Origin of the sequence: Nocardiopsis alborubida (assembly GCF_012396365.1) — a bacterium.
Taxonomy (GTDB): domain Bacteria; phylum Actinomycetota; class Actinomycetes; order Streptosporangiales; family Streptosporangiaceae; genus Nocardiopsis; species Nocardiopsis alborubida.
This window is the reverse complement of sequence record NZ_JAAXPG010000001.1, coordinates 1-23,362: the sequence shown is the minus strand read 5'-3', so window position 1 is coordinate 23,362 and position 23,362 is coordinate 1. Positions and strand designations below refer to the sequence as shown.

General features: G+C 66.4%; 25 protein-coding genes and 1 tRNA gene. 8 read left to right on the top strand and 18 right to left on the bottom strand.

Annotation, left to right across the window (positions count from 1 at the left end):
• Nucleotides 1-42 precede the first annotated feature (42 nt).
• Complete coding sequence (locus HGB44_RS00135; protein ID WP_061081035.1) at nt 43-1,743, bottom strand: ABC transporter family substrate-binding protein; 1,701 nt, start codon at nt 1,741-1,743, stop codon at nt 43-45.
• Nucleotides 1,744-2,407: 664 nt separating this feature from the next.
• Here HGB44_RS00135 and HGB44_RS00130 point away from each other — a divergent pair.
• Both HGB44_RS00130 and HGB44_RS00125 read left to right on the top strand, forming a co-directional pair.
• Nucleotides 2,408-2,881, top strand: a complete 474-nt coding sequence (locus HGB44_RS00130; RefSeq protein ID WP_026114622.1) for a hypothetical protein — start codon at nt 2,408-2,410, stop codon at nt 2,879-2,881.
• Nucleotides 2,882-3,082: 201 nt separating this feature from the next.
• The gene (locus tag HGB44_RS00125; RefSeq protein WP_061081034.1) at nt 3,083-3,697 is read left to right on the top strand and encodes a rhomboid family intramembrane serine protease; all 615 of its coding nucleotides are present in this window, start codon (nt 3,083-3,085) and stop codon (nt 3,695-3,697) included.
• A gap of 397 nt (nt 3,698-4,094) precedes the next feature.
• Here the strand turns inward: HGB44_RS00125 and HGB44_RS00120 are convergent, their stop codons facing one another.
• The 4 genes from HGB44_RS00120 to dcd form a co-directional block, all read right to left on the bottom strand.
• On the bottom strand, nt 4,095-5,039 hold the full coding sequence (locus tag HGB44_RS00120) for a glycine betaine ABC transporter substrate-binding protein (RefSeq protein ID WP_061081033.1): 945 nt from the start codon (nt 5,037-5,039) through the stop codon (nt 4,095-4,097).
• A gap of 66 nt (nt 5,040-5,105) precedes the next feature.
• Nucleotides 5,106-6,335, bottom strand: coding sequence for an ABC transporter permease (locus HGB44_RS00115; protein WP_061081032.1), 1,230 nt, complete (start codon nt 6,333-6,335; stop codon nt 5,106-5,108).
• Nucleotides 6,332-7,330, bottom strand: a complete 999-nt coding sequence (locus HGB44_RS00110) for a quaternary amine ABC transporter ATP-binding protein (protein ID WP_061081031.1) — start codon at nt 7,328-7,330, stop codon at nt 6,332-6,334. Before HGB44_RS00110 ends, HGB44_RS00115 begins: the two co-directional genes overlap by 4 nt.
• Nucleotides 7,331-7,763: 433 nt before the next feature.
• The gene (gene dcd / locus HGB44_RS00105; protein ID WP_061081030.1) at nt 7,764-8,354 is read right to left on the bottom strand and encodes a dCTP deaminase; all 591 of its coding nucleotides are present in this window, start codon (nt 8,352-8,354) and stop codon (nt 7,764-7,766) included.
• Between the two features lie 139 nt (nt 8,355-8,493).
• Here dcd and HGB44_RS00100 point away from each other — a divergent pair.
• Nucleotides 8,494-8,567, top strand: a tRNA-Gly gene (locus tag HGB44_RS00100).
• Between the two features lie 83 nt (nt 8,568-8,650).
• Here the strand turns inward: HGB44_RS00100 and HGB44_RS00095 are convergent.
• The 7 genes from HGB44_RS00095 to HGB44_RS00065 all read right to left on the bottom strand — a co-directional run bounded on the left by HGB44_RS00095 (nt 8,651) and on the right by HGB44_RS00065 (nt 14,157).
• Nucleotides 8,651-9,814 (bottom strand): tyrosine-type recombinase/integrase, encoded by a 1,164-nt coding sequence (locus HGB44_RS00095; protein WP_061081029.1) that lies wholly within the window; start codon nt 9,812-9,814, stop codon nt 8,651-8,653.
• A complete protein-coding gene (locus HGB44_RS00090; RefSeq protein ID WP_061081028.1) occupies nt 9,814-10,038 on the bottom strand; it encodes a helix-turn-helix domain-containing protein in 225 nt (74 codons plus the stop codon). The genes HGB44_RS00095 and HGB44_RS00090 overlap by 1 nt, the downstream gene beginning before the upstream one ends.
• Nucleotides 10,038-11,723 (bottom strand): replication initiator, encoded by a 1,686-nt coding sequence (locus HGB44_RS00085; RefSeq protein WP_061081027.1) that lies wholly within the window; start codon nt 11,721-11,723, stop codon nt 10,038-10,040. The genes HGB44_RS00090 and HGB44_RS00085 overlap by 1 nt, the downstream gene beginning before the upstream one ends.
• On the bottom strand, nt 11,723-11,977 hold the full coding sequence (locus HGB44_RS00080; RefSeq protein ID WP_168443866.1) for a hypothetical protein: 255 nt from the start codon (nt 11,975-11,977) through the stop codon (nt 11,723-11,725). The genes HGB44_RS00085 and HGB44_RS00080 overlap by 1 nt, the downstream gene beginning before the upstream one ends.
• Nucleotides 11,977-13,407, bottom strand: a complete 1,431-nt coding sequence (locus tag HGB44_RS00075; RefSeq protein ID WP_061081026.1) for an FtsK/SpoIIIE domain-containing protein — start codon at nt 13,405-13,407, stop codon at nt 11,977-11,979. Before HGB44_RS00075 ends, HGB44_RS00080 begins: the two co-directional genes overlap by 1 nt.
• Entirely contained in the window at nt 13,404-13,658 is a 255-nt protein-coding gene (locus tag HGB44_RS00070; RefSeq protein WP_061081025.1) for a hypothetical protein, read from the bottom strand. Before HGB44_RS00070 ends, HGB44_RS00075 begins: the two co-directional genes overlap by 4 nt.
• A gap of 94 nt (nt 13,659-13,752) precedes the next feature.
• Nucleotides 13,753-14,157 (bottom strand): hypothetical protein, encoded by a 405-nt coding sequence (locus HGB44_RS00065; RefSeq protein WP_017568166.1) that lies wholly within the window; start codon nt 14,155-14,157, stop codon nt 13,753-13,755.
• A gap of 288 nt (nt 14,158-14,445) precedes the next feature.
• Here HGB44_RS00065 and HGB44_RS00060 point away from each other — a divergent pair, with 288 nt between their 5' ends.
• Genes HGB44_RS00060 through HGB44_RS00050 form a run of 3 tightly spaced genes read left to right on the top strand, consistent with a single transcriptional unit; the run spans nt 14,446 to nt 16,133 of the window.
• On the top strand, nt 14,446-15,183 hold the full coding sequence (locus HGB44_RS00060; protein WP_061081024.1) for a DUF5919 domain-containing protein: 738 nt from the start codon (nt 14,446-14,448) through the stop codon (nt 15,181-15,183).
• A gap of 16 nt (nt 15,184-15,199) precedes the next feature.
• On the top strand, nt 15,200-15,676 hold the full coding sequence (locus tag HGB44_RS00055; RefSeq protein ID WP_061081023.1) for a Clp protease N-terminal domain-containing protein: 477 nt from the start codon (nt 15,200-15,202) through the stop codon (nt 15,674-15,676).
• Nucleotides 15,660-16,133, top strand: coding sequence for an NUDIX hydrolase (locus tag HGB44_RS00050; RefSeq protein ID WP_061081022.1), 474 nt, complete (start codon nt 15,660-15,662; stop codon nt 16,131-16,133). Before HGB44_RS00055 ends, HGB44_RS00050 begins: the two co-directional genes overlap by 17 nt.
• A 4-nt stretch (nt 16,134-16,137) precedes the next feature.
• On the opposite strand, the gene HGB44_RS00045 is transcribed toward HGB44_RS00050, so the two are convergent.
• The 3 genes from HGB44_RS00045 to HGB44_RS00035 all read right to left on the bottom strand — a co-directional run bounded on the left by HGB44_RS00045 (nt 16,138) and on the right by HGB44_RS00035 (nt 17,675).
• Nucleotides 16,138-16,650, bottom strand: a complete 513-nt coding sequence (locus tag HGB44_RS00045) for an HD domain-containing protein (protein WP_082768403.1) — start codon at nt 16,648-16,650, stop codon at nt 16,138-16,140.
• Between the two features lie 49 nt (nt 16,651-16,699).
• A complete protein-coding gene (locus HGB44_RS00040) occupies nt 16,700-17,185 on the bottom strand; it encodes a GntR family transcriptional regulator (RefSeq protein ID WP_061081020.1) in 486 nt (161 codons plus the stop codon).
• Nucleotides 17,186-17,405: 220 nt separating this feature from the next.
• Complete coding sequence (locus tag HGB44_RS00035; protein WP_061081019.1) at nt 17,406-17,675, bottom strand: hypothetical protein; 270 nt, start codon at nt 17,673-17,675, stop codon at nt 17,406-17,408.
• A gap of 427 nt (nt 17,676-18,102) precedes the next feature.
• Here HGB44_RS00035 and HGB44_RS00025 point away from each other — a divergent pair, with 427 nt between their 5' ends.
• Nucleotides 18,103-18,849 carry an XRE family transcriptional regulator gene (locus HGB44_RS00025; RefSeq protein ID WP_168443864.1) on the top strand — a complete coding sequence of 249 codons (747 nt, stop codon included), beginning with the start codon at nt 18,103-18,105 and terminating at the stop codon, nt 18,847-18,849.
• Here the strand turns inward: HGB44_RS00025 and HGB44_RS00020 are convergent.
• The 3 genes from HGB44_RS00020 to HGB44_RS00010 form a co-directional block, all read right to left on the bottom strand.
• On the bottom strand, nt 18,846-19,964 hold the full coding sequence (locus HGB44_RS00020; protein ID WP_168443863.1) for an AlbA family DNA-binding domain-containing protein: 1,119 nt from the start codon (nt 19,962-19,964) through the stop codon (nt 18,846-18,848). The two genes, HGB44_RS00025 and HGB44_RS00020, sit on opposite strands and share 4 nt — an antisense overlap.
• Nucleotides 19,965-21,031: 1,067 nt before the next feature.
• Entirely contained in the window at nt 21,032-21,574 is a 543-nt protein-coding gene (locus HGB44_RS00015) for a class IV adenylate cyclase (protein ID WP_061081018.1), read from the bottom strand.
• Nucleotides 21,571-22,719: a radical SAM protein gene (locus tag HGB44_RS00010; protein WP_061081017.1), complete on the bottom strand. Its 1,149-nt coding sequence runs from the start codon at nt 22,717-22,719 to the stop codon at nt 21,571-21,573. Before HGB44_RS00010 ends, HGB44_RS00015 begins: the two co-directional genes overlap by 4 nt.
• A 148-nt stretch (nt 22,720-22,867) precedes the next feature.
• On the opposite strand from HGB44_RS00010, the gene HGB44_RS00005 reads away from it, so the two are divergent.
• Complete coding sequence (locus HGB44_RS00005; protein ID WP_210751019.1) at nt 22,868-23,284, top strand: helix-turn-helix domain-containing protein; 417 nt, start codon at nt 22,868-22,870, stop codon at nt 23,282-23,284.
• The last annotated feature ends 78 nt before the right edge of the window (nt 23,285-23,362 follow it).

The following is a 23,362-nucleotide window of genomic DNA, read 5'->3' as shown; positions in this document are numbered from 1 at the left end:
GGAGGATGTCCCGGACCCGGGCCACGGGCCTTGTGCCGCGAACTACTCGGCGAGGTCCCACTCACCGATGTTGTAGGTGGCGCGGTAGCTGGACTGCAGGTTGTCCTCGACGTTGACGAGCCGGTCGTTCACGAAGAAGTAGTTGGGCTCGGCCACGATCGGCAGGGAGTAGGCCTCCTGGACCACGGCGGCCACGGCGGCGTTGGCGTGCTCGGCCGCCTCGTCCAGGCTGAGGGCCGTACCCGAGGCCTCGGCGTGCTCGTCCACCTCGTCGTTGGAGAATCCGCCGAAGTTGCTGGTGCTCTCGGAGTGCCAGAACTGCTCGGCGTTGGAGGCGAAGTACGGGTCACCGCTCCAGCCGAACTGGACGATGTCGTAGTCCTGCTCGGCCAGCATGGTGCCCAGGTCGTCGGTCATCGAGATGGTGGTCTCGATGCCGATCTCGGCGAGCTGGGCCTGGATCAGCTGCACGGAGTTGTTGCGGATGACGGTGTCGGTGCTGCGCAGCTGCAGCGGGCCGACCTGCTCGCCGTCGAGCATGAGGGTGTCCCCGTCGAGCTCGTAACCGGCCGCCTCCAGGATCTCGGTGGCGGCCTCGACGTCACCGCTGCCCTGGCCGGTCTCGGAGATGTGGTCCTCGAAGTACTCGCTCGCGCTGCCGAAGATGTGGTTGTTCTTCAGCTCGTACTCGGGGTAGCCGGCCTCGAAGTTGCGGCTGGCGATCTCGTCGCGGTTGATCGCGGTGAAGATGGCCCTGCGCAGCTCGACGTCGGAGAGCCACTCGTTCTCGACGTTCATGTCGATGTGCTCCCAGATGTTGCCTTCCCCGACGGTGAGGGTGGTGCCCTCCATCTCCTGGAGCTGGGTGATGATGTCCTCGCTGTACTGGGCGGGGTTGGCACCGTCGATCTCGCCGTTCTGGAAGGCGGGGATGAAGGTGCCCTCGTCGGTGTTGTACGGCATGATGATGCGGTCGAGCGCGGGCTGCGTCTCACCGAACCACTCGGGGTTGGGCTCCTTGACGACCTGGTTCTGCAGGTCTCCGTCCACGATCTGGTACGGGCCGCCGGACCACTCGGGGCGCGTCTCGTGCAGCCAGGCGTAGTACTCGCCCAGCTGCGCGGGGTCGTCGACGTCCCAGCCCTGCTCCTCGGCCAGGTGCGCCGGGTAGAAGCCGCCCGCCACGCTGTGCGCGTCGAACACGCTCATCCACTCGGGGTCGGCGAGCCCCTCTTCGAGGGTGAAGGTCGCGGTCTTGCCGTCGACCTCGACCTCCTCGACCATGTCGGCGTTCGTGGTGCCGCGGGAGTCGCAGGTGTCGCAGTAGCCCTCGTCGGGGGACGCGGACATCATCATGGTGACCCGCAGGTCCTCACCGGTCATCGGGGTGCCGTCGCTCCACACGGCGTCCTCGGCGAGGGTGAAGCTGTACTGGAAGGGGCCCTCGTCGAGGTTGTCGTTGATGAGGGTGGGTTCCTCGGCGAGGACGTCCAGGTTGTACTCGTAGGTCGCGTCGGGCTGCCACTGCCCGGTGTGGGGGATGACACCGGAGAGCATCTGGATGACGTAGACGCTGCCTCCCGCGCTGCTGATGGCTCCCCAGGCAGCGGGAAGGCTGTTGATCACCCATGTGACCTCCTTCTCCTGCTGGCCTTCGCCACCACCGCCGCCGCAGGCGGTCAGCACCATCAAAGCGGAGGTGCCCGCCGCGGCGAGCGCGAGCGTCTTCCTTCGTTTGTGCATCAGTTACACCCTTGATCACTAATACGAGCCGAACCTCGGGGTTGTGTGGTTCGCACACGCCCCGCAGAACTAGGCGATTAGTCGATCAGAAGACCATTGAGCGAAATGTCTGTATAGCCCTACTGCCGGATTCGTGACCCATCCGCAACCGGTTCGCGCCCATCGCCCCGAACCGCGGTCACACAGTTCCCACCTCCCGGAAACACGAATGTCACCGCAGGTCAGAGCCCGATCCTAGGGCACTCATCCACTCCCCGGATTCGGACAAGCCAGAAATACATTGCGGGCCAGTTACGCCACTCAACAACGACCAAGGTAAAGTAAACGTCGTTTAACTACTCGAACGTCCCGCATGATTACACAGAGAAAAACGGACAAAAGCCCCCAAAGCACACATATAATCCCGAATGCTCGCGCCACTCCCCCTGCCACCCCCCTGGCGACTCGCAACAGAAACAGAATGCGCCAAACATAGGATGATATGACGTTAATAAGACATGGGAGCAGAAACACCCCACACGAGGACAGACCGCGCCATGCAGGTACGGAAATCCACAGCTCCGGTTGTCCGAAACCACCGTCCGCACATCTCCGGAGCCGATAGGGTTTCGAACGGCGATCGCCGTCATCCCACCCGCGGTGCCCAGTGAGAGGGGCCTCTGCCGTGTCCGAAACAGTTCGCCTGGTCTGCCCCGTAGGCCGCAAGCACGTGGAGCTGTGGGGCGGCTACGGTCTGGTGGCTCTCGGCGCCCTGGCGATCGCGGTCGACGTCTCACACTGGGCCAACATCACCCTCGGTGTCCTCCTGGCCCTCATGGGCGCCGCCCTGGCCGCGCACGGCCACATGATCAAGGCGCCCGTCCTGGAGGTCTCCGACGGCGAGTTCCGCTACCAGCGGGGCCGCTACATCGTGCGCGTGCCCTTCCACGACATCGGCTCCTACTACGTGCTGCCGGGCCGTATCCGCTCCCTGGGGCTGTACGACAACGCCGGGCGCCCCAAGCGCTTCCCCTCGCTCCAGAGCCGCCGCACCTCGCGCGCCTACCTGCCCCTGACCGGGATGACCAGTCCGGCCCGGGTCGAGTCGTTCATGGCGGTGGCGGGCATCCCGCCGCGCGGGCGTTCGCTGACCTCCTGAAGTAGCGCGTCCCCTCCTCCGGAACGCGCGGCCGCCCCTCCGGGGGACAGCGCCCCCCTGCTGAGGCCCGGGACCCCTCCTCCGCGCGGAGCGGCGCCACTCGCGCAGACTGCCGCGACATATCCCGACACATCGGGCAATTACCCACCACGCCCCGCACGGACATACCGCCGCAAGGCCGTGTCCTCTACTCTCGATGGGGTGAAGCAGTCCAGAATCACCGCCATCCTGACCGTAGCGGGGATGCTCGCGGCCATGTGGGTCTTCGAGATCCTCGACAGCTTCGTGCTCCTCGGACGGCTCGACCAGCAGTACGGTCTGCGCGCCTGGGACCTCCAGGGGCCCTGGACCGTGTTCACCGCGCCGTTCATGCACGGGAACCTGGAACACCTCATCGGCAACTCGCTGCCGTTCCTCGTGCTGGGCACGCTCGTCGCGTTCAGCGGCCTGGGACGGTTCCTGCTCACCACGCTGATCGTCATCCTGGTCAGCGGTGTGGGCGTGTGGCTGTTCAGCTCACCGTTCTCCCTCACCGTGGGCGCCAGCGGCCTGGTCTTCGGCTACTTCGGCTACACGGTCCTGCGCGGGATCGTCGAGCGCAAGACCATCGACATCGTCATCATGATCTGCGTGATCCTCTTCTACGGGACGATGATCTGGGGGGTCCTGCCCCAGTACCCCGGCGTCTCGTGGCAGGCGCACCTCTTCGGCTTCGTCGGCGGCATGCTCGCGGCCTACCTGCTGCCCAGACGGGAGCGCCGCAGGCAGCTCGACCAGGGCTACGGAGGCGCCCAGGGCGGCTACTACGCCCCCTGACGGCGTTCCCGGGGGCCGTGCGCGGCCCCCGGGAGCGCGGACGAACGCGGACGGGCCGCCCCGAGGGGGGCGGCCCGTTCTCGTACGCACGGGGGTCCCGGAGGGCTGTCCGGGACCGGTGCGCGCGGGGACACGGCCCCGCGCGCACCTAGAGAGTGTTTCCCGGGACCTCCGCTCCGCTTCGGTCCGTGTTCGGGCGCCCAAAGAGCGGGAATCGGGTCGCAGCAGGCCCAGTGGCGCCTACGGCGGGTTCGCTCGTGCCCACCCGTCGCCCGCCGCCACCCTCAACGGACGCCCACGGCGCAGTTCTCCCACGGAGACCCGCCTCCGCCACCTCCAGAACCCCGCGGACGCCCGAACCAAACCCCCACGGTCCAAGGCCGGCTCGAGAAGAACCTCAGAACTCCAGGCCCTCGGCGTCCTCGCCCAGGGTGCGCTCCAGGAACTCGGGGTTCTCCGAGAGCCAGACGCGGGCGCCCGCCTCCGGGTCGTCCTTGTACCCACCGTCCTCGGACACGGTCAGGACCTCCAGGGTGGCCAGCTCGTCATCGCTGAGCTGGAAGTCCTCCAGCCAGCCGGCGAGCTCGGGGTACTCCTCGCCGAAGCCGTCACGGCCGACGGCGTGGACGGTCTCCGCGTCGCCCATCAGACCCTCGGGGTCCTCCAGGTCCTTCAGGTCGTACTGGGCGTAGGCCGGGTGGGGACGCCACAGGGTCACCACGATGGGCTCCTCCTCGGTGATCGCCGAGTCCAGCTCGGCGAGCATCGCGGCCGTGGAGGACGTGACCAGCTCGAAGTCCTCGTCCAGGCCGTAGCCCGGCATGGCCTCCTCCTGGGTGACGCGGGTCAGCCCGGCGCCCGGGTCGATGCCCACGATCCGGCCGCCCAGGTCCTCGGCGTGGTCGGCCAGGTCGGGGATGCTGTTCACGTCCTCCATGTAGGAGGGCACGGTGATGGTCAGCTTGGCGTTGTCGTACCAGGCGCCGAGGTCCTCCAGCTGGTCCCCGTACTCCTCCCAGTAGTCGGCGTGCGTCACCGGCAGCCAGGTGTCGAGGAACAGGTCGACGTCGCCGTTGGCCGCGCCCTGGTACATCGGGGCGACGTCCACGTCGGTGATCGTGACGTCGTAGCCCTTCTCCTCCAGGATGGCCTGCCACATGTGCGTGACGGCGATGCCCTCCTCCCAGGCGATCAGCGCGATGTTGATCTCCTTGGCGTCCTCACCGCCACCGTCCTCCGGGCCGGTCAGGCTCTCACCACCGCCGCCGCCGCAGGCGGTCAGGAGGAGCGCGGCGCTCATGCCGGCGGCGGAGAGGGCCGTCATGCGCTTACGGCTGTACATCGTGGGGTTCCTTCCCTCGGGGAATTCGGTGTGCGGGGCTTGGGTGGGGCGGGATAGGCACTCCGCTCAGGCGGCCGAGGCGGCCGCGCGCGGGCTGTTGCGGGTGACGGCCGCGGTCAGGCGGTCGAGGAAGATCGCCAGGATGACCACGGCGATACCGGCCTCGAAGCCGAGGGCGCCGTCGTTGCGGGTGATGCCCTGGTAGACCTCGCTGCCCAGGCCGCCGGCACCGACCATGCCCGCGATGACGACCATCGACAGGCCGAGCATGATGACCTGGTTGACCCCGGCCATGATGGTGGGCAGGGCCAGCGGCAGCTGGATGCCGGTGAGGACCTTGCGCCGGGAGGCGCCGAAGGACTCGCCGGCCTCCACCAGCTCCTTGTCGATCTGGCGGATGCCCAGCTCGGTCAGGCGGACGCCGGGCGGCATCGCGAACACGATGGTGGCGACCACGCCGGGCACGGCACCGATGGAGAAGAAGAAGATCGCCGGGATCAGGTACACGAACGCGGGCAGCGTCTGCATCAGGTCCAGGACCGGCTTGACGATCTTGCTGACCAGGTCGTTGTAGGCGGCCACGACGCCGATCGGGATCGCGATGACCACGGCGATGGCGCTGGCCACGAGGACGAGGCCGAGCGTGTCCATGGCGTTGGTCCACTGGCCGACCGACGCCACCACGGTGAGGGCGACCAGGCCGAACAGGCCCATGCGCCACCCGGCCACCGAGAGCGCCAGAAGGCTCAGCAGCAGGATCATCAGCAGCGCCCCGGGCCGGGTCACCAGCATCGGGAGCACGAGCCAGCCGAGCAGGACCAGCACGAGCCAGCCGCCCGCGACGACGCCGGTGCGCACGCGGGTCCCCCGGTCGAGCACACCGAGGACGGTGACGGCGACCAGGAAGACCAGCGAGATGCAGAAGTAGGCGTCCACGTACTGCTGGTCGAACAGGTTCATCGCCCACAGGAAGAGCTGCGGCGGCAGGCTGTTGACGACGGTGTTGCCGAACGCGAACTGCGCGTGCAGGACGTAGAGCAGCGAGACCGCGGCGACGATCACCGCCAGCGGCAGCCGTCGGCGGCGCAGCAGCGGGACGGCGATGATCACGGCGGCGACGAAGGCGAGCTGCCCGGCCGCCGGTTCGGTGAAGAAGCCGGCCAGGGCGCTCACGGCCCAGCGGATGAACTCGCCGACGGCGTCGAAGAAGAGGCCGAAGGTGCTCTTGAGCCAGGCGTTGAGGGCCTCGAAGCCGTCGCCGATGGGCAGGGACGGCGGGAAGTCGACGGGTGTCACGGGGTCTCCTTCCCGCCCGCGAGAGCGGCCAGTACGGAGTTGCGCGTCACCGTGCCGAGCACGGTGCCGTCCTCGTCGACCACGCGGAGGCGGTCGGAGGCGGCCGCGCTGGCGTACAGGTCGGCGACCAGGGTGTCGGCGCCGACCTCGGGCGCGGAGGAGTCGGCCGCGGGGGCGCTCGGGTCGAGCACCGACGCGGCGGTGAGCACGCGGGTGCGGTCGACGTCCTCGATGAAGCGCTCGACGTAGTCGTTGGCGGGCTCGCTGAGGATCTCCTGCGCGCTGCCGATCTGGGCGACGCGGCCGTCGCGCAGCACGCAGATCCGGTCACCGAGGCGCATGGCCTCGTTGAGGTCGTGCGTGATGAAGACGATGGTCTTGCCCAGGCTCTTCTGGAGTTCCAGGAGCTGGGTCTGCATGTCCCGCCGGATGAGCGGGTCGAGGGCGCTGAACGCCTCGTCCATGAGGATGATGTCGGTGTCGGCGGCCAGTGCCCTGGCCAGGCCCACACGCTGCTGCATGCCTCCGGAGAGCTGGTGCGGGAGCTTGTCCTCCCAGCCGCCGAGCCCCACGAGTTCGAGGGTCTCCCCCGCCTTCCGGCTCCGCTCCGCGCGGGACAGGCCCCGCAGCTCCAGGCCGTAGGCGGCGTTCTCCAGGACCGTGCGGTGCGGCAGGAGCGCGAAGTGCTGGAAGACCATGCTGATCTTCTCGCCCCGCAGCTTCAGGAGGCTCTTCCTGCTGAGCGCGGTGATGTCCACGCCGTCGACCTCGACCGTCCCCGCGGTGGGTTCCAGGAGGCCGTTGAGCATCCGGATCAGGGTGGACTTCCCCGATCCGGACAGGCCCATGACGACGAAGATCTCGCCCGGTTCGACCTCGAAGGACACGTCGATGACGGCGGCCGTCACGTCGAGGTCGGCGATGGTGTCCCGGTGGCTGCCGTCCGAGAGCCGCTCGACGGCGGCTCTGGACTGTCTGCCGAACACCTTGTACAAGTGGTCTGCGCGTACTGCTGGCACGGTCTCCTCTAGAGGGCTGTCCTGACCGCGAGGCGTGCCGGGGCAACACCTGCACCCCATCGCCGACCCGCGGTTCCCACAGGTAGCCGGCCTGCGCGGAGCCCTCTTGCGCGCCCCCTCATCAGGGCGGAACCGCTACCTGGTTCACGTCGGGGCGCAACCTTACCGAGGTGTGTAGGCACAGTTCAGGCGCTAAGTAACCAGCAAATAACATGTTTAAACGCCATAAAAACCGTCCGCCGACCTGTGGCAGCGGATGCCGGAGCTCCAGAACGCTCCTTTGTGATTTACGCCACACGGGGAAAAATAGTGACCTTAGTCACATACTAGTGACAGATGGGTCAAACGACAGTCCGTGTCCGGCCATGACCGTACCGTAAACGAACCGCCCTGTCTGCCCCCGGCCCGCCTAGACGCCCTCGGGGCTGATCCGGGTGCGGACGAAGTTCTGGTGGGACCTGGACGGGGTCGGCCCCCGTTGCCCCTGGTAGCGCGATCCGTAGCCCGCGGAGCCGTAGGGGTGCTCGGCCGGGGAGGACAGGCGGAACATGCACAGCTGGCCGATCTTCATGCCCGGGTAGAGCTTGATCGGCAGGGTGGCCACGTTGGACAGCTCCAGCGTGACGTGGCCGGAGAAGCCGGGATCGATGAACCCGGCCGTGGAGTGGGTGAGCAGCCCCAGGCGCCCCAGGGAGCTCTTGCCCTCCAGGCGGCTCGCGATGTCGTCCGGGAGGCTGACGACCTCGTAGGTGGACGCCAGCACGAACTCACCCGGGTGCAGGATGAACGCGTCCTCGCCGTCGGTCTCGACCAGCCGGGTGAGGTCCGGTTGCTCGGCCGAGGGGTCGATGTGCGGGTACTTGTGGTTCTCGAACACCCGGAAGAAGCGGTCCAGCCGGACGTCGATGCTGGAGGGTTGGACGAGGCCGGGGTCGAAGGGGTCGATCCTGACCCGCCCGGCGTCGATTTCGGACCTGATATCGCGATCGGAGAGCAGCACGGTCCGAACCTACCGCCTGGGGCAACGCAGCGTAGCGGCGATCCCCGGCCGGGTGGCGGTCCGCGCCGAGTTGCCCACCCGGCCCGGAGTTGGGCTAGGATGGCATCCGTTGCCAGCCGGAACTTTCCGGCGGCGCCGCGCGGATGTAGTTCAATGGTAGAACTTCAGCTTCCCAAGCTGATAACGCGGGTTCGATTCCCGTCATCCGCTCCACGCAGCGCAAGGCCAGGTAGATCGGTGAAAACCGAACACCTGGCCTAACGCGTTTCTGGGGGTCCGTACGGGCCGCGTGCCCGTTACGTGCCCGATGCTCGGACCGGAGCTCCCGCAGAGAGTGAGCCCTCACCGTCGCCCGCACGGGTCCGGCGCAGCTCCTCGGCGGCCCTCTCCCCCAGTCGGTCCGCCAACTCCTGAGCGCGTTCGTCGCGCGCGTGGAGGTAGACCATCGCCGCCCGGGGACTGGAGTGCCCCATCCGGTTCATCAGCTCCCTCAGGGACGCCCCGGCCTCGGCCGCGTAGGTGTTGCCGGTGTGCCGAAGGTCGTGGAGGTGGACGTCCTCCAGGCCCACGGCCGCGCAGGCGTCGGCCCAGTACTTCGTGAAGTTGCTCCGGCGGAGCTGGTTGCCGCGCACCCCGACGAACACGAACCCGTTCGGCCCCGGAGCCGAGTACTCGTCCAGGTGGCAGCGCAGGTCCGGGAGGATCAGCGACGGGAGGCGCACCGTACGGGCGCCCGCCCGGGACTTGGGTTTGCCCTTCTCCAGGGTCCCGATGTCGTAGACGGTCTCCCGCACGGTCACGGTCCGTCTGTCCAGGTCGAGGTGTCGGCGGCGCAGGCCCGCCAGTTCGCCCCATCGCAGACTGCCGAACGTCGCCAGCAGCACCAGCGCCCGGTACCGGGGGTTGATCGCCTCGGCCAGCTCGAAGACCTGGGACACCGACAGCACCGGGCGTTCCTCGCTGTCCTCCTGGCCCGCGCCGTCGATCTGGCAGGGGTTCTCCCGGATCAGCTTGTCCTTGACGGCGGTGTTGAGCACGGCCCGCATGAGCCGGTACGCCTTGGGGACCTGCCCCCTCCCCCGGGCCTTCCTGCGCTTGGCCGCCCGCCACTTGCGAATGTCGGCCTCCTGGATGTCCTTCAGGCCCATGTTGCCGAACGTGGGGTTGAGGTGGAGGCGGAGCAGGTCCTCATAGGTCCGGCGGCTCTTGGGGGTGAGTTCGCGGTTGTCCACCCACTCCGCCGCGTACTCGGAGAAGAGGTCTTCGCCCGCGTTGGGGTCCCACCAGCCGTCACGGTTGATCTCGGCCTCCCGCAGGGCCAACCAGCGGTCCGCCTCCTTCTTCGTCGCGAAGGTGTGCGGGGCGGGGTGGTCGATCCCGTCCGGTCCCGGATAGCGGACCTGGTAGCGCCCGGAGGCGAGCCTGCGGATACGGCCGAACCGGCGCTTCTTCGCGGCCACTACGCGGCCCTCCTCGTGTGCGACCTCAGCGGCTCCACGACACCGGCGGTGATGAAGTCGTCCAGCGCCGATTCCGGGATGCGCACGTGGCGACCGACCCTGACGAAGGTGATGCGCCGCTCCTCGATCAGGCGGCGGGGGTAGCGCTCGGAGGTGTTGAGGCGTTCGGCCGCCTGCGCGACGGTCAGGAGACGGCCGGTCGGACGGGTCTTCTTGCTGGTCATCAGGCAGCCCTTTCCGTTGCCGAGGGGACGGGGGTTCGAGCGGCGTCGAGCTGTGCGCGGCGTTTGAGTGCTTCGCCCACCGCGCGGAGAAGGCGTTGCTCCCGAGGGGCAACGTCGGGGTCAGTGGGTCGGGCCAGTTCCCATGCGAAGGAGCCCGAGGCGACCGAGGACAGCACCGGGGGACGCGGGTTGTCCTCCTCGCCCTGGTCCCCGTTGGTCGGATCGACGCCGAGGGCATTGAGGACCCAGGCCAAGCGGTCCGCCTTGTGGTCAGCGAGGGTCTTGCCGGACCACTTGCGCGAGACCAGGACGCGGCGGCCCGCGTAGCCCAGGTGTTCGCGACGATGAGCCTTGGACCGGCAGAACCCGGGGCGCATCCCCGCTTTCGCGTCGTCGGGTTGGATGCCGTAGCGCAGCCAGTTCGAGCACCGGGGCGAGCACGGCTCGAAGCGCAGCGCTTCCAACAGCCGGTCCACGTGCTGTTCCTGCCGGGTGGTCTCCACCTGGTGACAGTCCGCGATGTCCTTGGTCAGGTACTTGGCCAGGTAGCGCACACATCGGGCGGCGTCCTCGGACCCGGCCACGACCCCTTTGGCGTCGACCTGTCGGCCGAACCGCACCACGTGATGAGGCTCCGCGTCCGGTTCCTCGTCCAGAGCATCCAGCGCCTCATCCCAGGTGGGCAGGACTTCCCCGGTGGTGGGATCGAGGTAGGTGTTGTTGTCCTCGTCCCACACGGGCAGGTGATCGCCATCGAAACGGACCGTGTCGGCGGCAGGCCACCACACCTGGTGGTAGGTCGCGGCGGCGATCTGGCGCAGCTCCGCCCGGGGAATGGTGCCGCGTGTGGCCATGTGCAGATGCGGGGCCAGGCGGCGTTGGGGTTCCACGGCCGCGAAGTACTGGACATCGAACCCCGCCACGCGGCGAAGGTTCTGCACGAACCGGTCGATGAGCTTGGAGAAATGGAGCGTGTCCCGAGCCGCACGGCGGTAGTCGTACGTTGAGGGATCGACCGGGGTTCCGTCCGAGCGCACCCGACCGTAGGAGTCCAACGTCAGGGTGATGAACAGCGAGGGTCGAAACACCTTGCCCGTGTTGGGGTCGGTGAAGGCCCGCCCCACGGTCTTGCGGGTCATGGTTCGCTTGGGCAGGTCGGGCACGTCCTGACGGCGTTTGGTCGAGCGCACCCGACGCGACCCCGACGAGCCCGAGGAGTCTACGGAGCGGGTGACAGAGCCTCGCAGGCCGGAGGCGGTGATCTCCTCGTCCAGGTCCGCGATCGCCGCATCCAGCGCGGACAGTTCCTCATCCGAGGACGATCCCGTGGCGGTAAGGCGGTCCCGTTCGGCGGTGACCATCGCGCGCTGTTCCACCCAGGCCCGTTGCTGTTCGGTGGGCGGGTCGGGTTCCACCACGGGTTCGGCGGCCAGGTGCCAGCCCTCCTCACACTGGGAGCGGCGAAGGCTGCGCTTCCTCTTGGCACAGGCCGGACACCGGGACTCCAGGGTGGACCCGCACGGAACGTCGATGACCTCGGTGGCACCGGTGGCGAGGTTCGTGCGTCGAAGGGACACCGGGCGGATGCACACGCCGTGGTCGGCGGCGACCTGTTCGGCCACCTCACGCGCGAGCGGTTGCGCGAGGCGTTCGGCCCGGGTGGACTTACCGGTAGGCGTCGGCATCAGCCCACCCCCAGACGCAGGTAGGAGCATTCCCCATGGCCCGGAACCCCCAGGAACTTCCCCTTCCAGTAGGCGCGGCCCTGTGTGTTCTCGCCCTGGCGTGGTTGGTCGCAGACATCGCTGTGAGCCTGAGCCACCACCAGGGTTGGGAAGGCGTGGGAGCGGCCTCGTGGTCGGGCGGCATCCTGAGCGCCGTGGCGCTGCCCTTCATCATCGGGAAGTACCGACGCCGCCACAGCGAAGAGCACGATCATCAGGCCACCTCCGAACCCGAAGACGAACCCGCCCCGTAACCCTCGGCCATGGCGGTGATGTCGGTGTCGGAGACGTAGGCGGCCCGCACCCGCACTGGGGCCGGGGAGCCTTCCAGACGGACGTAGGCCACACCGGGAAGGGCGGGGTCGATCAGGTGGGCTTCCGCGCCCCGTTCGCGCGCTCCCTCGCCGAGGACCATGTCCACCTGGGATGCCTCGTCCAGCCGCAGGGCGACCTTGTCCGGGAAGAGGTTGCGCAGGTTCATGACTTCCTTGCGCGGGTCCTGCAACGCCGCCAGGACCGCGAAGCCGACCGAGCGCCCCTGCGAGGTCAGCGTGGCTATCGCGTTCTCCGCGCGGCGGCGCACGTCCCGGTCAGGGTGGTAGGCGGTCAGGAACGCCACCTCATCGAGCAGCACGACCACGAACGGGTCATCGGTGGTCGGGACGTGGGAGCGCTGTTTGCCCGCGTAGCGTTCGGCGCGTTCCTGCATCAAGGCCACCGCCTTTTCCAGCAGTGCCACCGCGGATTCGCCGGTGTCGGCGTAGTGCGCGAACAGGTCGCGGCCGTAGGCCAGCTCCATGCGCTTGGGGTCGATCGCCCACACCTGCGCGGTGCCATCGGCCAGGGCGGGGAGCATGGCGCGGATGGTGGACCAGATCACCGATCCCTTGCCGGCCCCGGTCACCCCGACCACGAGCACGTGGGTTCCGTGCAACCGCAGCAACCAGGGTGAGCCGTCTTCGCGTCGTCCCACGGGAAGGGCGTCGAGGTCCACGTGGTGGGTCATCGGGAAGGCGTCGATCGCCTCGGCCAAGGTGTCGTGGCGGGGGAACTCCAAGGTGATGTCACGCGGGCCGTTGACGACCACGCGGCAGGAGGGTGCGGCGAAGCCGTGCGCCAGCTCGGTGACGCGGTGTTCGAAGTCGGCCGGGGAGGTTCCGGCGACCAGGGAGACGCGGACGTAGTCGGCCCAGGAGTTGCACCGGACCCGGCGGATACGGGGCAGGTAGCGGCGTTCCTGGTAGGACTCGGCCAGCCCCGAGATCACCAACACCGGCTGCCAGTGCCTCTTGTACACGAACAGGTGCCGCCACCAGGCCAGCAGACGCAGGGTGACGCAGGTGCGGTAGGAGTCGGGCCAGGTCCGCCACCAGATGAGGGACACCACGGCAGCCGCGCCCCACAGGCAGACGAGGCCGGGCCAGTCCAGCCACCACCAGGCCCCCGCCGACGCGGCCAGGCAGGCGACCATGACCGGGAACCGGAACGGCAGCGTGAGAAGGAAGCGGACCAGTCGCCAGATCCAGGACGCCAGCACGACAATCCCGGGGGTTTCCACGATCGGCGTCGTCCACCGCACCCCCTGGGCCGGAGTGGGCAGGGTCGGGGAGGACTGAGCGGAACCGATCCTGGGTTGGCGCATCATCGCTGGCCACCCCGCTTCTGCTTCTCGATCTGGGCCAGGAGCCGGTCACGGTCGGAGCGGGCGCGGGCGGCGAAGGTCGCGGCGGTGGGGTTCTCCTCCCGGTCGGCGAGGGTGGCGAACACCCGGGCCTTGAAGTCGAAGAACTCCGCGCGCTCGGTGTCGGTGGTGGGCGGGGGGTTGGTCGCGTCCAGCAGCAGACGGACCAGTTCCGGGCCGCTGTGCCCGGACAGGTCACGGGGGTAATCGGACATACTGAAGACACCTCTTCTGAGATTTCGCAGTCGCAGGAGGGATTCAGGGGCGGCCGAGGTGTTCCAGCACCAGGCCGCCCCGCTTACATGGGGGTCAGGCGGCATCCTTCGCAGCCGGGGCACGGCGACCACCAGCACCAGGAGCCTTCACGCCACGGGCGCGCAGCGAGTACGCCACCCGGGGACGACGGCCGGAGTCGTCCACGTAGGGCATGACCGCCATCGCCTCGAACTCGATCGGCCGGAACGGCAGCCCCGGGACCTCGTCCGGCAGAGTCGGGCACACCTCGGCGGCGACCTTGACCTTGACCGACTTGGCCTTGCCCCGCGCTTCGGGGTCGGCGTCGATCACGTCCACCGCCCACAACGGCAACCCGCTGTCCTTGTCGAGCTGAGGCCGCTTGGTCTCGAAGTCGGTGATCGCCTCCACCCCCAACGCGAACGCACCGTGCGGGAACACCGTCCCGAACGCCACCGGCAACGCACCCTGAATAGCCATAGGGCAGTCCTCTTCTCGTTGTTCGTCCTGTTCACGACCCTCGGCACGACCGACAAGCGATCGCCTCAGCCGAGAATCGATACATGTATAGCATGTATCGAAGCTAGCGACCAGCGGTAGCCGCACGCTCCTGTTCGTCGTTCTTGTGTCCGCCGCTGCTCTCGGGTGTCGGCGAGGGTTCCACCATCCCTGGCAGGAGCAGGACGGGATCACTACATGGCTGGACGTGTTCAGGACGTCTCGATAATGTGAGCGCGTCCCCAGACATCCAGCGAACCCCCGAGGTACATGCCGAACGAGAGGTTGCGAGCCGCGCTGCTCCAGCGCGGGGCCACCCCGGCCGATCTGGCCGAGGAGATCGGCGTGGACGCCAAGAGCGTGGAGCGCTGGATCACCCAGGGGCGCACCCCCTACCGCCGTCACCGCTTCGCGGCAGCGGCCTACCTCGGTGTGGAGGAGACCTACCTCTGGCCCAAGGCCCTGTCCCCCGAGCAGAGCCAGGCCGCCTCACAGAGCGAGATCGTGGAGATCTACCCGCACCGGTGGAGCGTGCCGACCGAGCTGTGGCGCCGCGTCTTCGAGAGCGCGCAGCAGGAGATCTCAATCCTGGTCTTCAGCGGGTTCTTCCTGGCCGACGACCCGAGCATGATCAAGCTGCTGGCGGACAAGGCCAAGGCCGGGGTCCGCGTGCGCGTCCTGCTGGGAGACCCCGACAGCGAGGCGGTTGCCCAGCGCGGCCGGGACGAGGGCTTGAACGAGCTGTTCGCCGCGAAGATCCGCAACGTCATCGTGCTGTACCGGTCGTTGCGCCAGGTGCCGGGGGTGGAGTTCCGTCTCCACGGGACGACGCTGTACAACTCGATCTACCGCGCCGACGACCAGTTGATCGTGAACACGCACGTGTACGGCGCTATGGCCTCGGAGGCCCCCGTCTTCCACCTGCGCAAGATCCCGGGCGGGACCCTGGTCGGCACCTACCTGGAGAGCTACGAGAAGGTCTGGATCGAGGCGACCCCGCTCGACTGACCCAGGAGTGACGACCATGTTCGAGCTGTTCACCGAGCGGGCTCGGTACGTGATGGGTGTGGCGATCGAGGAATCGAAGCTGCTCAGGCACAAGCGTGTCGCCCCCGAACACCTCTTGCTCGGTTTGCTCTATGAGGGTGAGGGCATCGCCGCCCGTGTCCTGGGTTCCCTTCAGATCGACCACGACATGGTTCTCAACGAAGTGGTCAGGACAGTAGGTGAGGGACGGTGGTCCTTCCGCCGAAAGCCGCCCCTCAGCCCGGACGCCAGGGCAACCCTTGAGAACGCCCTCGAAGCGTCCACCCAGCGGCAGCACAGCTACATCGGGACGGAGCACCTGCTACTCGGCTTGCTCCGTGATGACCGCAACTCAGCGGCCCGCACACTGCGCAGCCTCGGCGTTCTTCCCGAGGCCGTCACTCAGCAGGTACACCGAGCACTGGACGATCACGAGAACCACACCGGAGAGAAGGCTCATGGGCAAGCGAATTGACTACTACGACGACCCCGGGGCCCCGACCGCGAACAGCCTCGTCCCGTCCGTGAACGTGTTCGTGGTCAACCACCGCGACGAAGTGTTGATGATCCGCCGCACCGACAACGACAACTGGGCCGTGCCCGGGGGCGCGGTGGACCTGGGCGAGTCCGCCCCCCAGGCCGCAGTTCGCGAGACGCTGGAAGAGACCGGCGTGACGTGCGAGATCACCGGGGTCGTGGGCATCTACAGCGACCCGAGGCACATCATCTACTACACCAGCGACGGCGAGGCCCGGCAGGAGTTCTCGTTGGTCTTCTCCGCCAGGCCGCTGGCGGGTGAGCCGACCCCGAGCGACGAGTCTAAGGAAGTCGTCTGGGTGCCCAAGGCCGAGTTGGCCGGGTACCGGATGGACCGGTCCATGCGCATGCGCGTGGACCAGTTCCTCAGCGGAGGCCCCACCCACATCGGGTGAACGGTCAGCCAGCCTCGGCCAGGCGGCGTTCCACGGCCCGCACCGACGCCGTCAGCAACGGCGAGGAACGGGTGATGGAGCGGTGGACCAGGTCCTCGGGGGCGTAGCGCTCCAGGATCTCTGACAGCCGTCGTTCCACGGGCAGGTGTGTCCCGTCCGGGCCGGTGGTCATGTCCGCGTAGGTGAGCGCGTCCAGCAGGTCGTCCGGCGGGGCGTCGAACTCGTCCTTGAGTGGAGCGAGCAGGCCCCGTTCCTCGGCCTCCACCACGGCGCAGGAGTGGTAGGCCACCAGGGAGACCAGAGCCTCGTCAGCCTTCTGTACCTCGCGCAGGTACCGGGCTCCGTCGAGGGGATGGAAGCCCGTGGTCGCCAGGTCCGGGGAGTACCCGATGTCGTGCAGCCAGGCGGAGGCTTCCACCAGATCGGCATGTGCGCCGAGCACGCCTCGCAGGGACCGCGCCTGTTCGGCTACCCCCTGGGAATGCGCCCAGCGTCGGGGAAGCGGCTGTTCGAGCAGTTCTCGCGCGAGATCCCGCGCCCAGTGAACATGTCCCACATGTACCAGGCTAACCCGCAGTCGTTTCGGCCCCTTTGACGAACCGGCCCTTGCCGTGGACGGCGACGACGAGCCCGGTCCCCTCCAACTCCGAGAGAGCCTGGCGAGCCGTCCCACGCGACACCGAGTACTGGCGGACCAACGCGGCCTCACTGGGCAGGGCGTCACCGGGGGCGAGGTCCCCGCTGGTGATGCGTTCTCGCAGTTCGGCGGCGATGCGCCGGTACTGGGCAGGAGGTGTTCCGTCCGCAGGTGCACTCTCGCGTTCCTCAACGGTGCACACGACACGGCCGGTCCCCGGAAGAGCCTTGATCAGCCGCTCTGCTTCCAGTTCGGCCAGGGCACGGCGCACGGTGGTGCGGGAGACGCTGAACTCCTGGCGCAAGGCCGCCTCGGAGGGAAGCTCGTCACCCGGCGCGGGATCCCCCGCAGTGATCCGCGAACGCAGGGCCTCCGCGATCTGGTGGTACGTCCCCCACGGGGTGCGCGGACTCAAGCAGCTTCCTCCAGCATCTCTTACGCCAAAGCGGACCTTCAGATCTGACCAGATCTTGTCAGCAAGCTAGCAAGTTAACTTTGCTAGCCGAAGCCAAAACAGGCGCCCGCCGGTGCCGACCCGACCCGAGAGTCTTCCCCCCGGTCGGCACCAGCAGACGCCCCAACCGCAGAGCCAGCGCCAACCAACGAAGGCGGTGGCACCGGCCTACGGTCGGCTTTTATCTCTGCTGCAAGCCAGTCTCGGCACAGGACTCGCTTGTGCGGAGGCGTTCACTGGACAGCTCGGAGTTGCCGATCCCGGGAGGTGGATACTCCAACTGGTGAACGAAGACCTCCACGTCCTCCTCGATCAGCGTTGGCGCGTGCGTGATCTGCTGTCGGGTGGCGGTAGCGATCCACAGGCCCCCGTGGCGGCGGATCGACCACTGCTGCGCGTAGTGGCGTTGCAGGACATGGAGGAGCGTGTTCGGGACATCCCCGGTCCTCATGCGGCGACAGCCTCCAACTGGGAGATCTCCAGGAGCAGTTCCAGGCCGAGTTGGGACCGGTCGGGCAGCTCCACCGGACGATGCCTAGTGCCGTCCACGACGTAGGGACGGACCAGTCTCGCCAGCGGCGCAACCGGATGCGCCGGAGGTGGCGGAGTGAACGGAAGTCTCGCGCACGGCGAAGGCTTGGCTGCCCGGGGCCGTGTGGGTCCGCGTGTCCGAAGGTGTGGGATCAGGTTCCGCATGGTCACCCCTGGTGAGTTCGGGTGAGACTCACGGCGAGACGGCGGGAAGCGCCGGAGTCCTCTTACATGCGGAAACGATGCTCTGCGTGAGCGGACATGTGTACCACGTATCGGACAACTTGAGGGACGTCTAGGGACGTCTTCTGTTATCGTCGGTTCCCCGCACCCCGGAGGGCACCGACGTGAACGCTGCACTGCGCAAGGCACTGGCCGCGTCCCGACTCACCGAGATCGACGTGGCCGCACACCTCGGCGTAGACCCTAAGACCGTCCGCCGCTGGCTCTCCGGCCAACGGCCCTACCCCCGGCATCGCTGGGCATTGGCTGATCTCCTCCAGGTCGAGGAGGACACCCTTTGGCCACAGAACAGCCAGAAGACCGAAGCACATGCTCCCGTATCCGAGCACGTTCAACGTGTCTACGCACATCGCTGGCAGGTGCCTCGGGAAGTGTGGTGGGACCTGTTCAGCTCAGCGGAGCAGGAGATCGGCATTCTGGTCTACAGCGGCCTCTTCCTCGCCGATGACACGGGAATCCTGCAACTCCTTGGCACACGAGCCAGGGAGGGCATAAAAATTCGCATTCTCCTGGGAGACCCGGAGTCCGAACAGGTGAAGCAGCGCGGTCAAGATGAGCAGATCGGAGAGACCCTGGCAGCCAGGACAAATAACGCCCTGCTGCTCTTCCGAACATTCTTGGATGTCGATGGCGTCGAGATCCGGACGCATTCGACCATCCTGTACAACTCCATCTACCTAACGGAAAAAAAGTTAATTGTTAATCACCATATTTATGGAATCCCCGCCTCCCAAGCCCCCGCATTAGAAGTAGAGAGGTTGCCACCGGGAGACATGTACTCCATCTATCAAAAAAGCTTTGAATCGACATGGAGCATCGGGGTGGAAGTTAAGCACAGTCGGGACATCTAGCCGCCCGTGTCCTCAAAGCCAGAAAACGATGAATTCATCAGAAAACTTCTTCCAGCAGAAATCATTCGATGTATCTCCCTGGCCGTGATTGGTATAGAATCCTCACCCCTTCTACGCGGAATACTTATCATTCCACCTCGATACTCACCATCAGCCAGGGCACCTTGGACCATGTAAGGCTTATTCATTTCCCTTTGAGTTGGGACAATTATGCAGCAGACTTCCCCATCACTCACTGAAAATGATTCAAACCTCAAACCCTCAACTGGTGGGTAAATATACTGGTCGGCGACCTGCTGATAGGATTGATGGCGCTTCGCATTGACGGGAACTGGGGCCACCTTGATCGCAACATCAGTTCCAGATATTTTCTTTGTAGCGAACCCAATAGCAATCAAGCCACCATGCTCTGAATTTGCAAACCTAGCTATATCGTCACACAAAAGATGCTTCCATGGCGAATCTTTCCGGAGCTCATACGGGGGCCCCTTGAATTCCAGGTACTCACTCTCAGACATGCCCAAAAATACATCAGGAGAATTATTGCGAAAAAGACGCATTATTGCAGCAATATTTGGAATCGAGCCATCGTAAGAGATCGCCATGGTGAAAATTTGCTTAGCCTTACTTGCAACTCCTTCCAAGGTTGCACCCAAAATCGGAGCATAAAATTTTATCTCGAATCCATTATCATGGTCACCGAGAACGCCCCTCGTTCGACGAATATTCAGGACCTCAAAGTCAAAGCTCCTCGCCAGGTCCACCAGCCTCTCCTCTACCTCTTCATATGAAGTTTTCCGAGGCAGCGGGATAGCCATCACAAGCAAGAAACCATGCGCGTCCGCAGTAAAGTCCACAAATGCTGATCCCGTCAGCCCCGAAACAGGGTCAACCAAATACTCGGAAAATACCAAAGTCGCCAGAGGCTCACCTTCAGCAAGCGCCACCTGGTAATTTTCAACCCCCGGGGGTTTTTTCCAATAGGAATCAACAGCCCTGCCTATCAGAATTTTTCTAGCCTCAGCAAGACCCCATCCTTTAATCAAGGAAATGTTGACTTCAAATTCAGCATTTACCCCATCCCCCCAAGGCTCCGCTTTTCCTGCCTCAGCCACAGACACACCATCCCATAAAATTGCCGAACTATGCTGTATGAAATCAAGGCGACGGCGCAAGCGCCGTCGCAGCGGCCTCCGGCCACTGCTCGGGCTGCGGGCTGCCGCCCGGTCCCGAGCGCGGCCGATGGCCGTACTACTTGGCATCATGACGCGACCCAGGGACGAACGGTTGCCGTTCGAGAGAAATCGGCTTCTGACGTGCTCAGATCCCGAGGCACCCGGTAGCGGAATGCGACTGTCTTGGGTGGCTGACACCAGCGCTACCGGGCACCTCGGACCGGCTGAATCGCAACCCACTGTTGTGGTTACTCAGGGCAGCGCCCCGAGCGCGCGAACGCTCTACCTCGCAGTGGGTACGATTCCCTTCCAACCGCAGGAGGCGACGCGTATGGCACTGGTTCGCAAAGGGTCCCGCCACATCACCGTGGACGGCACCAACTACCGGTGGCGCGTACGACGTAGGCCGACCTACGCACAGGCCCTCTGCGAGTTCCCCATGACCTTCGCCGTGGAACTGGCGGAGGAGCCAGGGCAGACCCTCGTAGTCGCCACCCAACACCCGCATCCCGGATCCTGGCTGTCGGACGCCCCTCCCGTTGCCGTGACACCGGGCGTCGTCTCCACCGCCATACGAAGCGCTCTCGCACACGGGTGGTCCCCAAAGACCTCAGGGCCTGCCCACCACATGAAGCTCTAACCACCGAAACCCCGTGCCCGTTGCGTGCCCGTTCGGATGGCGACAGACGGGGATTCACGGTCACTCAGACGGCAACCGTCCACGAAGTGGCAGGTCAGGGGTTCGCAGATCAGCCGGATTCCACGGCCTCGAATTCCCAAGCTGATAACGCGGGTTCGATTCCCGTCATCCGCTCCAGACACACAGACGGCCAGGTCGTTCGGGGTTTTCCGAACACCTGGCCGAACTGCTTTCCGGGGCCTGGTCCCGGTCGCCGTGCCACACGCGCGGACGCCGACCTCAGACCTCTCCTCATGGCGATCGATGCCCTCGCACCTTTATGTGGAGACACCCATCCCGGAAGTTCAGGCACACCACAGCCGTGAACTCACTCCACGCCGAAGCGCAAGTCGATGATGGTGGCCAGGTCGATGCCGTAGCGGGCGTAGACCTTGGTGGTGTTCTCGCCCGTCAGGTCCGCTTCGGCGTAGCCGAGCAGGGCCGCGACTCGCACCACCTCGGCTCGGCTGTCGGCCTCGATCTCCAGGTAGGCGGGGATGCGAGGCCAGGTGTCGATCTCCAGCTGGGCGCCGTCCAGGGTGAAGCTGTGGCGGCGGTTCTCCTGGTAGGCCTTGGGGGTGTAGCCGAGCTTGCCCAGCAGGGCGTTGGCGGTGGCGAAGTCACCGACCTCGGTCTCGGTCTCGCGGGTGCCGCCGATGGCGTCGGAGTCGATCTCCTTGACCGTGAGCGTGACCTGGTTTCCGGTGTCGCGCAGGCGCACCCAGCGGGAGGCGTCGCCAGGTTCGATGTCGTAGACGTAGCGGCGCTGGAGTACCTCGCCCAGGTCCGCGCCGCCCTTGTCGAGAATGCGCTGGGCCACCTGGTCGACGTCGATGTCCAGAACCTTGGCCTCGTACTCGATCGCGCTCATGGCGTCGGGTTTCCTTCCGTGCTGTGTGTCGTAGTGGGAAAGGACGCGGGGGCCCGGTGGGCGGCTTCCAGCCTGTCACGGTCGGTCTGGCGAAGGCGAAGGATCTCGTTCTTGACGGGGGAGCGGAGGAAGTCCTCGATCGGCTGACACAGGTCCATGCGTTGCAGGCATACACCCACCAGATAGCGCCCGTGGCGGTCGCGGTACAGGCGCAGGCCGTAGAAGCCTTCCTGGCAGTCGGTGTCGTTGTTGAACCGGCACCCCTGGCAGGTGGTGGGCAGGCGTACCGGACGGATCCACTTGACGTGGATACGGCGTTGCCCGCCGTCGATGCGGTAGGCGGTGCGTGCTCCGGAGGCTCCGGCGGTGAGGTGGTGGGCCTCGGCGACGGCACCGCGTTGGGCCAAGAGCTCGTGGATGGCGTCGATGGACTCCTGGCCGTGATCAAGGGAGTTGAGTAGGCGCACGGAAAGTTCGGGGGCGTAGGTGTCCAGGAGCCGGTGGACGCGGTCGATGTGCGTGTGGTCGAGGACGACGATGTTGGCACTGGCCCGGACCCCGTGGTCGACGCAGGCCTGAATGGAGGCGTGCAGGGCCTCGATCTTGGTGGCGGCCTTGGCCGGGTCGCGGAAGCGGGCGTGCTGGACTTGGGCGAGTTCTTGGGGGGTGGTGCCGAAGACGGAGAAGTTGACACGGTCGAGCCCCGCCCCGGCGCAGGCGGAGATCTGTCGGACCCCGTTCTCGCCGTTGGAGGTCATGCACACCTGGTAGCCCTGGGCTGTGGCGAGGCGAACCAGCTCGGGCAGGCGCGGGTGGAGCGTGGGTTCTCCTCCGGTGAGGTGGAGTTCGGTGAACCCCATGCTCCGATGTAGCTGCCGCAGGACATGAGAAAAGTTCTCATCGGGCGCAATGGTGGCGGGCAGGAAGGCGGCTCCGTTGGTGGCTGCGTAGATCGACATCCGCCCCGAGGTACCGGAAGTGGTGAAAGGTCCGGGGCCGCGGTTGCGGTTGTCGACCACGACCGGTGTGCCCTCGTTGTGGCAGAAGGTACAGGTCATACCGCAGGCGTCGAGGATCTTCACTCGCAGGGTGGTGTCGTTGCCGATGTAGGTCGGCACGGGCTCGGGGATCGGGGGAACGTCCATGGGCAGGCTCCTGTGACGGCGCTCGCGATGGAGCGGGGAGGTTGTGTCACAGGCGACGATTCCGTTGCGGGTACCGCTCCTCCCATTCCTGATGGATATCCCCCTCGGAGATAATCGGGGCCGTGTGCGCGTCGGCCGAAGGGGATCCATGCCTGGTCGTTCCTGGGAACAGATCACGATCCCGGCGTGGGCCTGGGGGCGTCAGGAGACACAGCGGGTCCTGCGTGAGCGCGACATCGCCGGCCTGATCCGGCTCGCCCAGGCACACGGTGCGAGCCAGACACGGATCGCGTCAGTGACCGGCATCGCCCAGGGACGGGTGAGCGAGATCCTGAGCGGCAGGCGCACGGTCAGTTCACTGCGGTTGATCGAGCGGATCGCCGACGGGCTCGACATGCCCGACCCCTCACGTGTCCTGCTCGGCCTGGCACCCCGACAGCCGCTCACGGACACGGAGAAGGCTGTCGCTGGTGACCGCGTCGCTACCGCCGCCCCGATGGGCGCATTAGCTCTCGATCTGTCTCGTTCCGGGTGTGATGGAGGCTCTCAAACTTGGGAAGGATGAGAGTCATGCCGGCACCGAGGAAGTACCCGCCTGAGCTGCGCGAACGAGCGATCCGGATGGCTGTGGACGCCCGCCGCA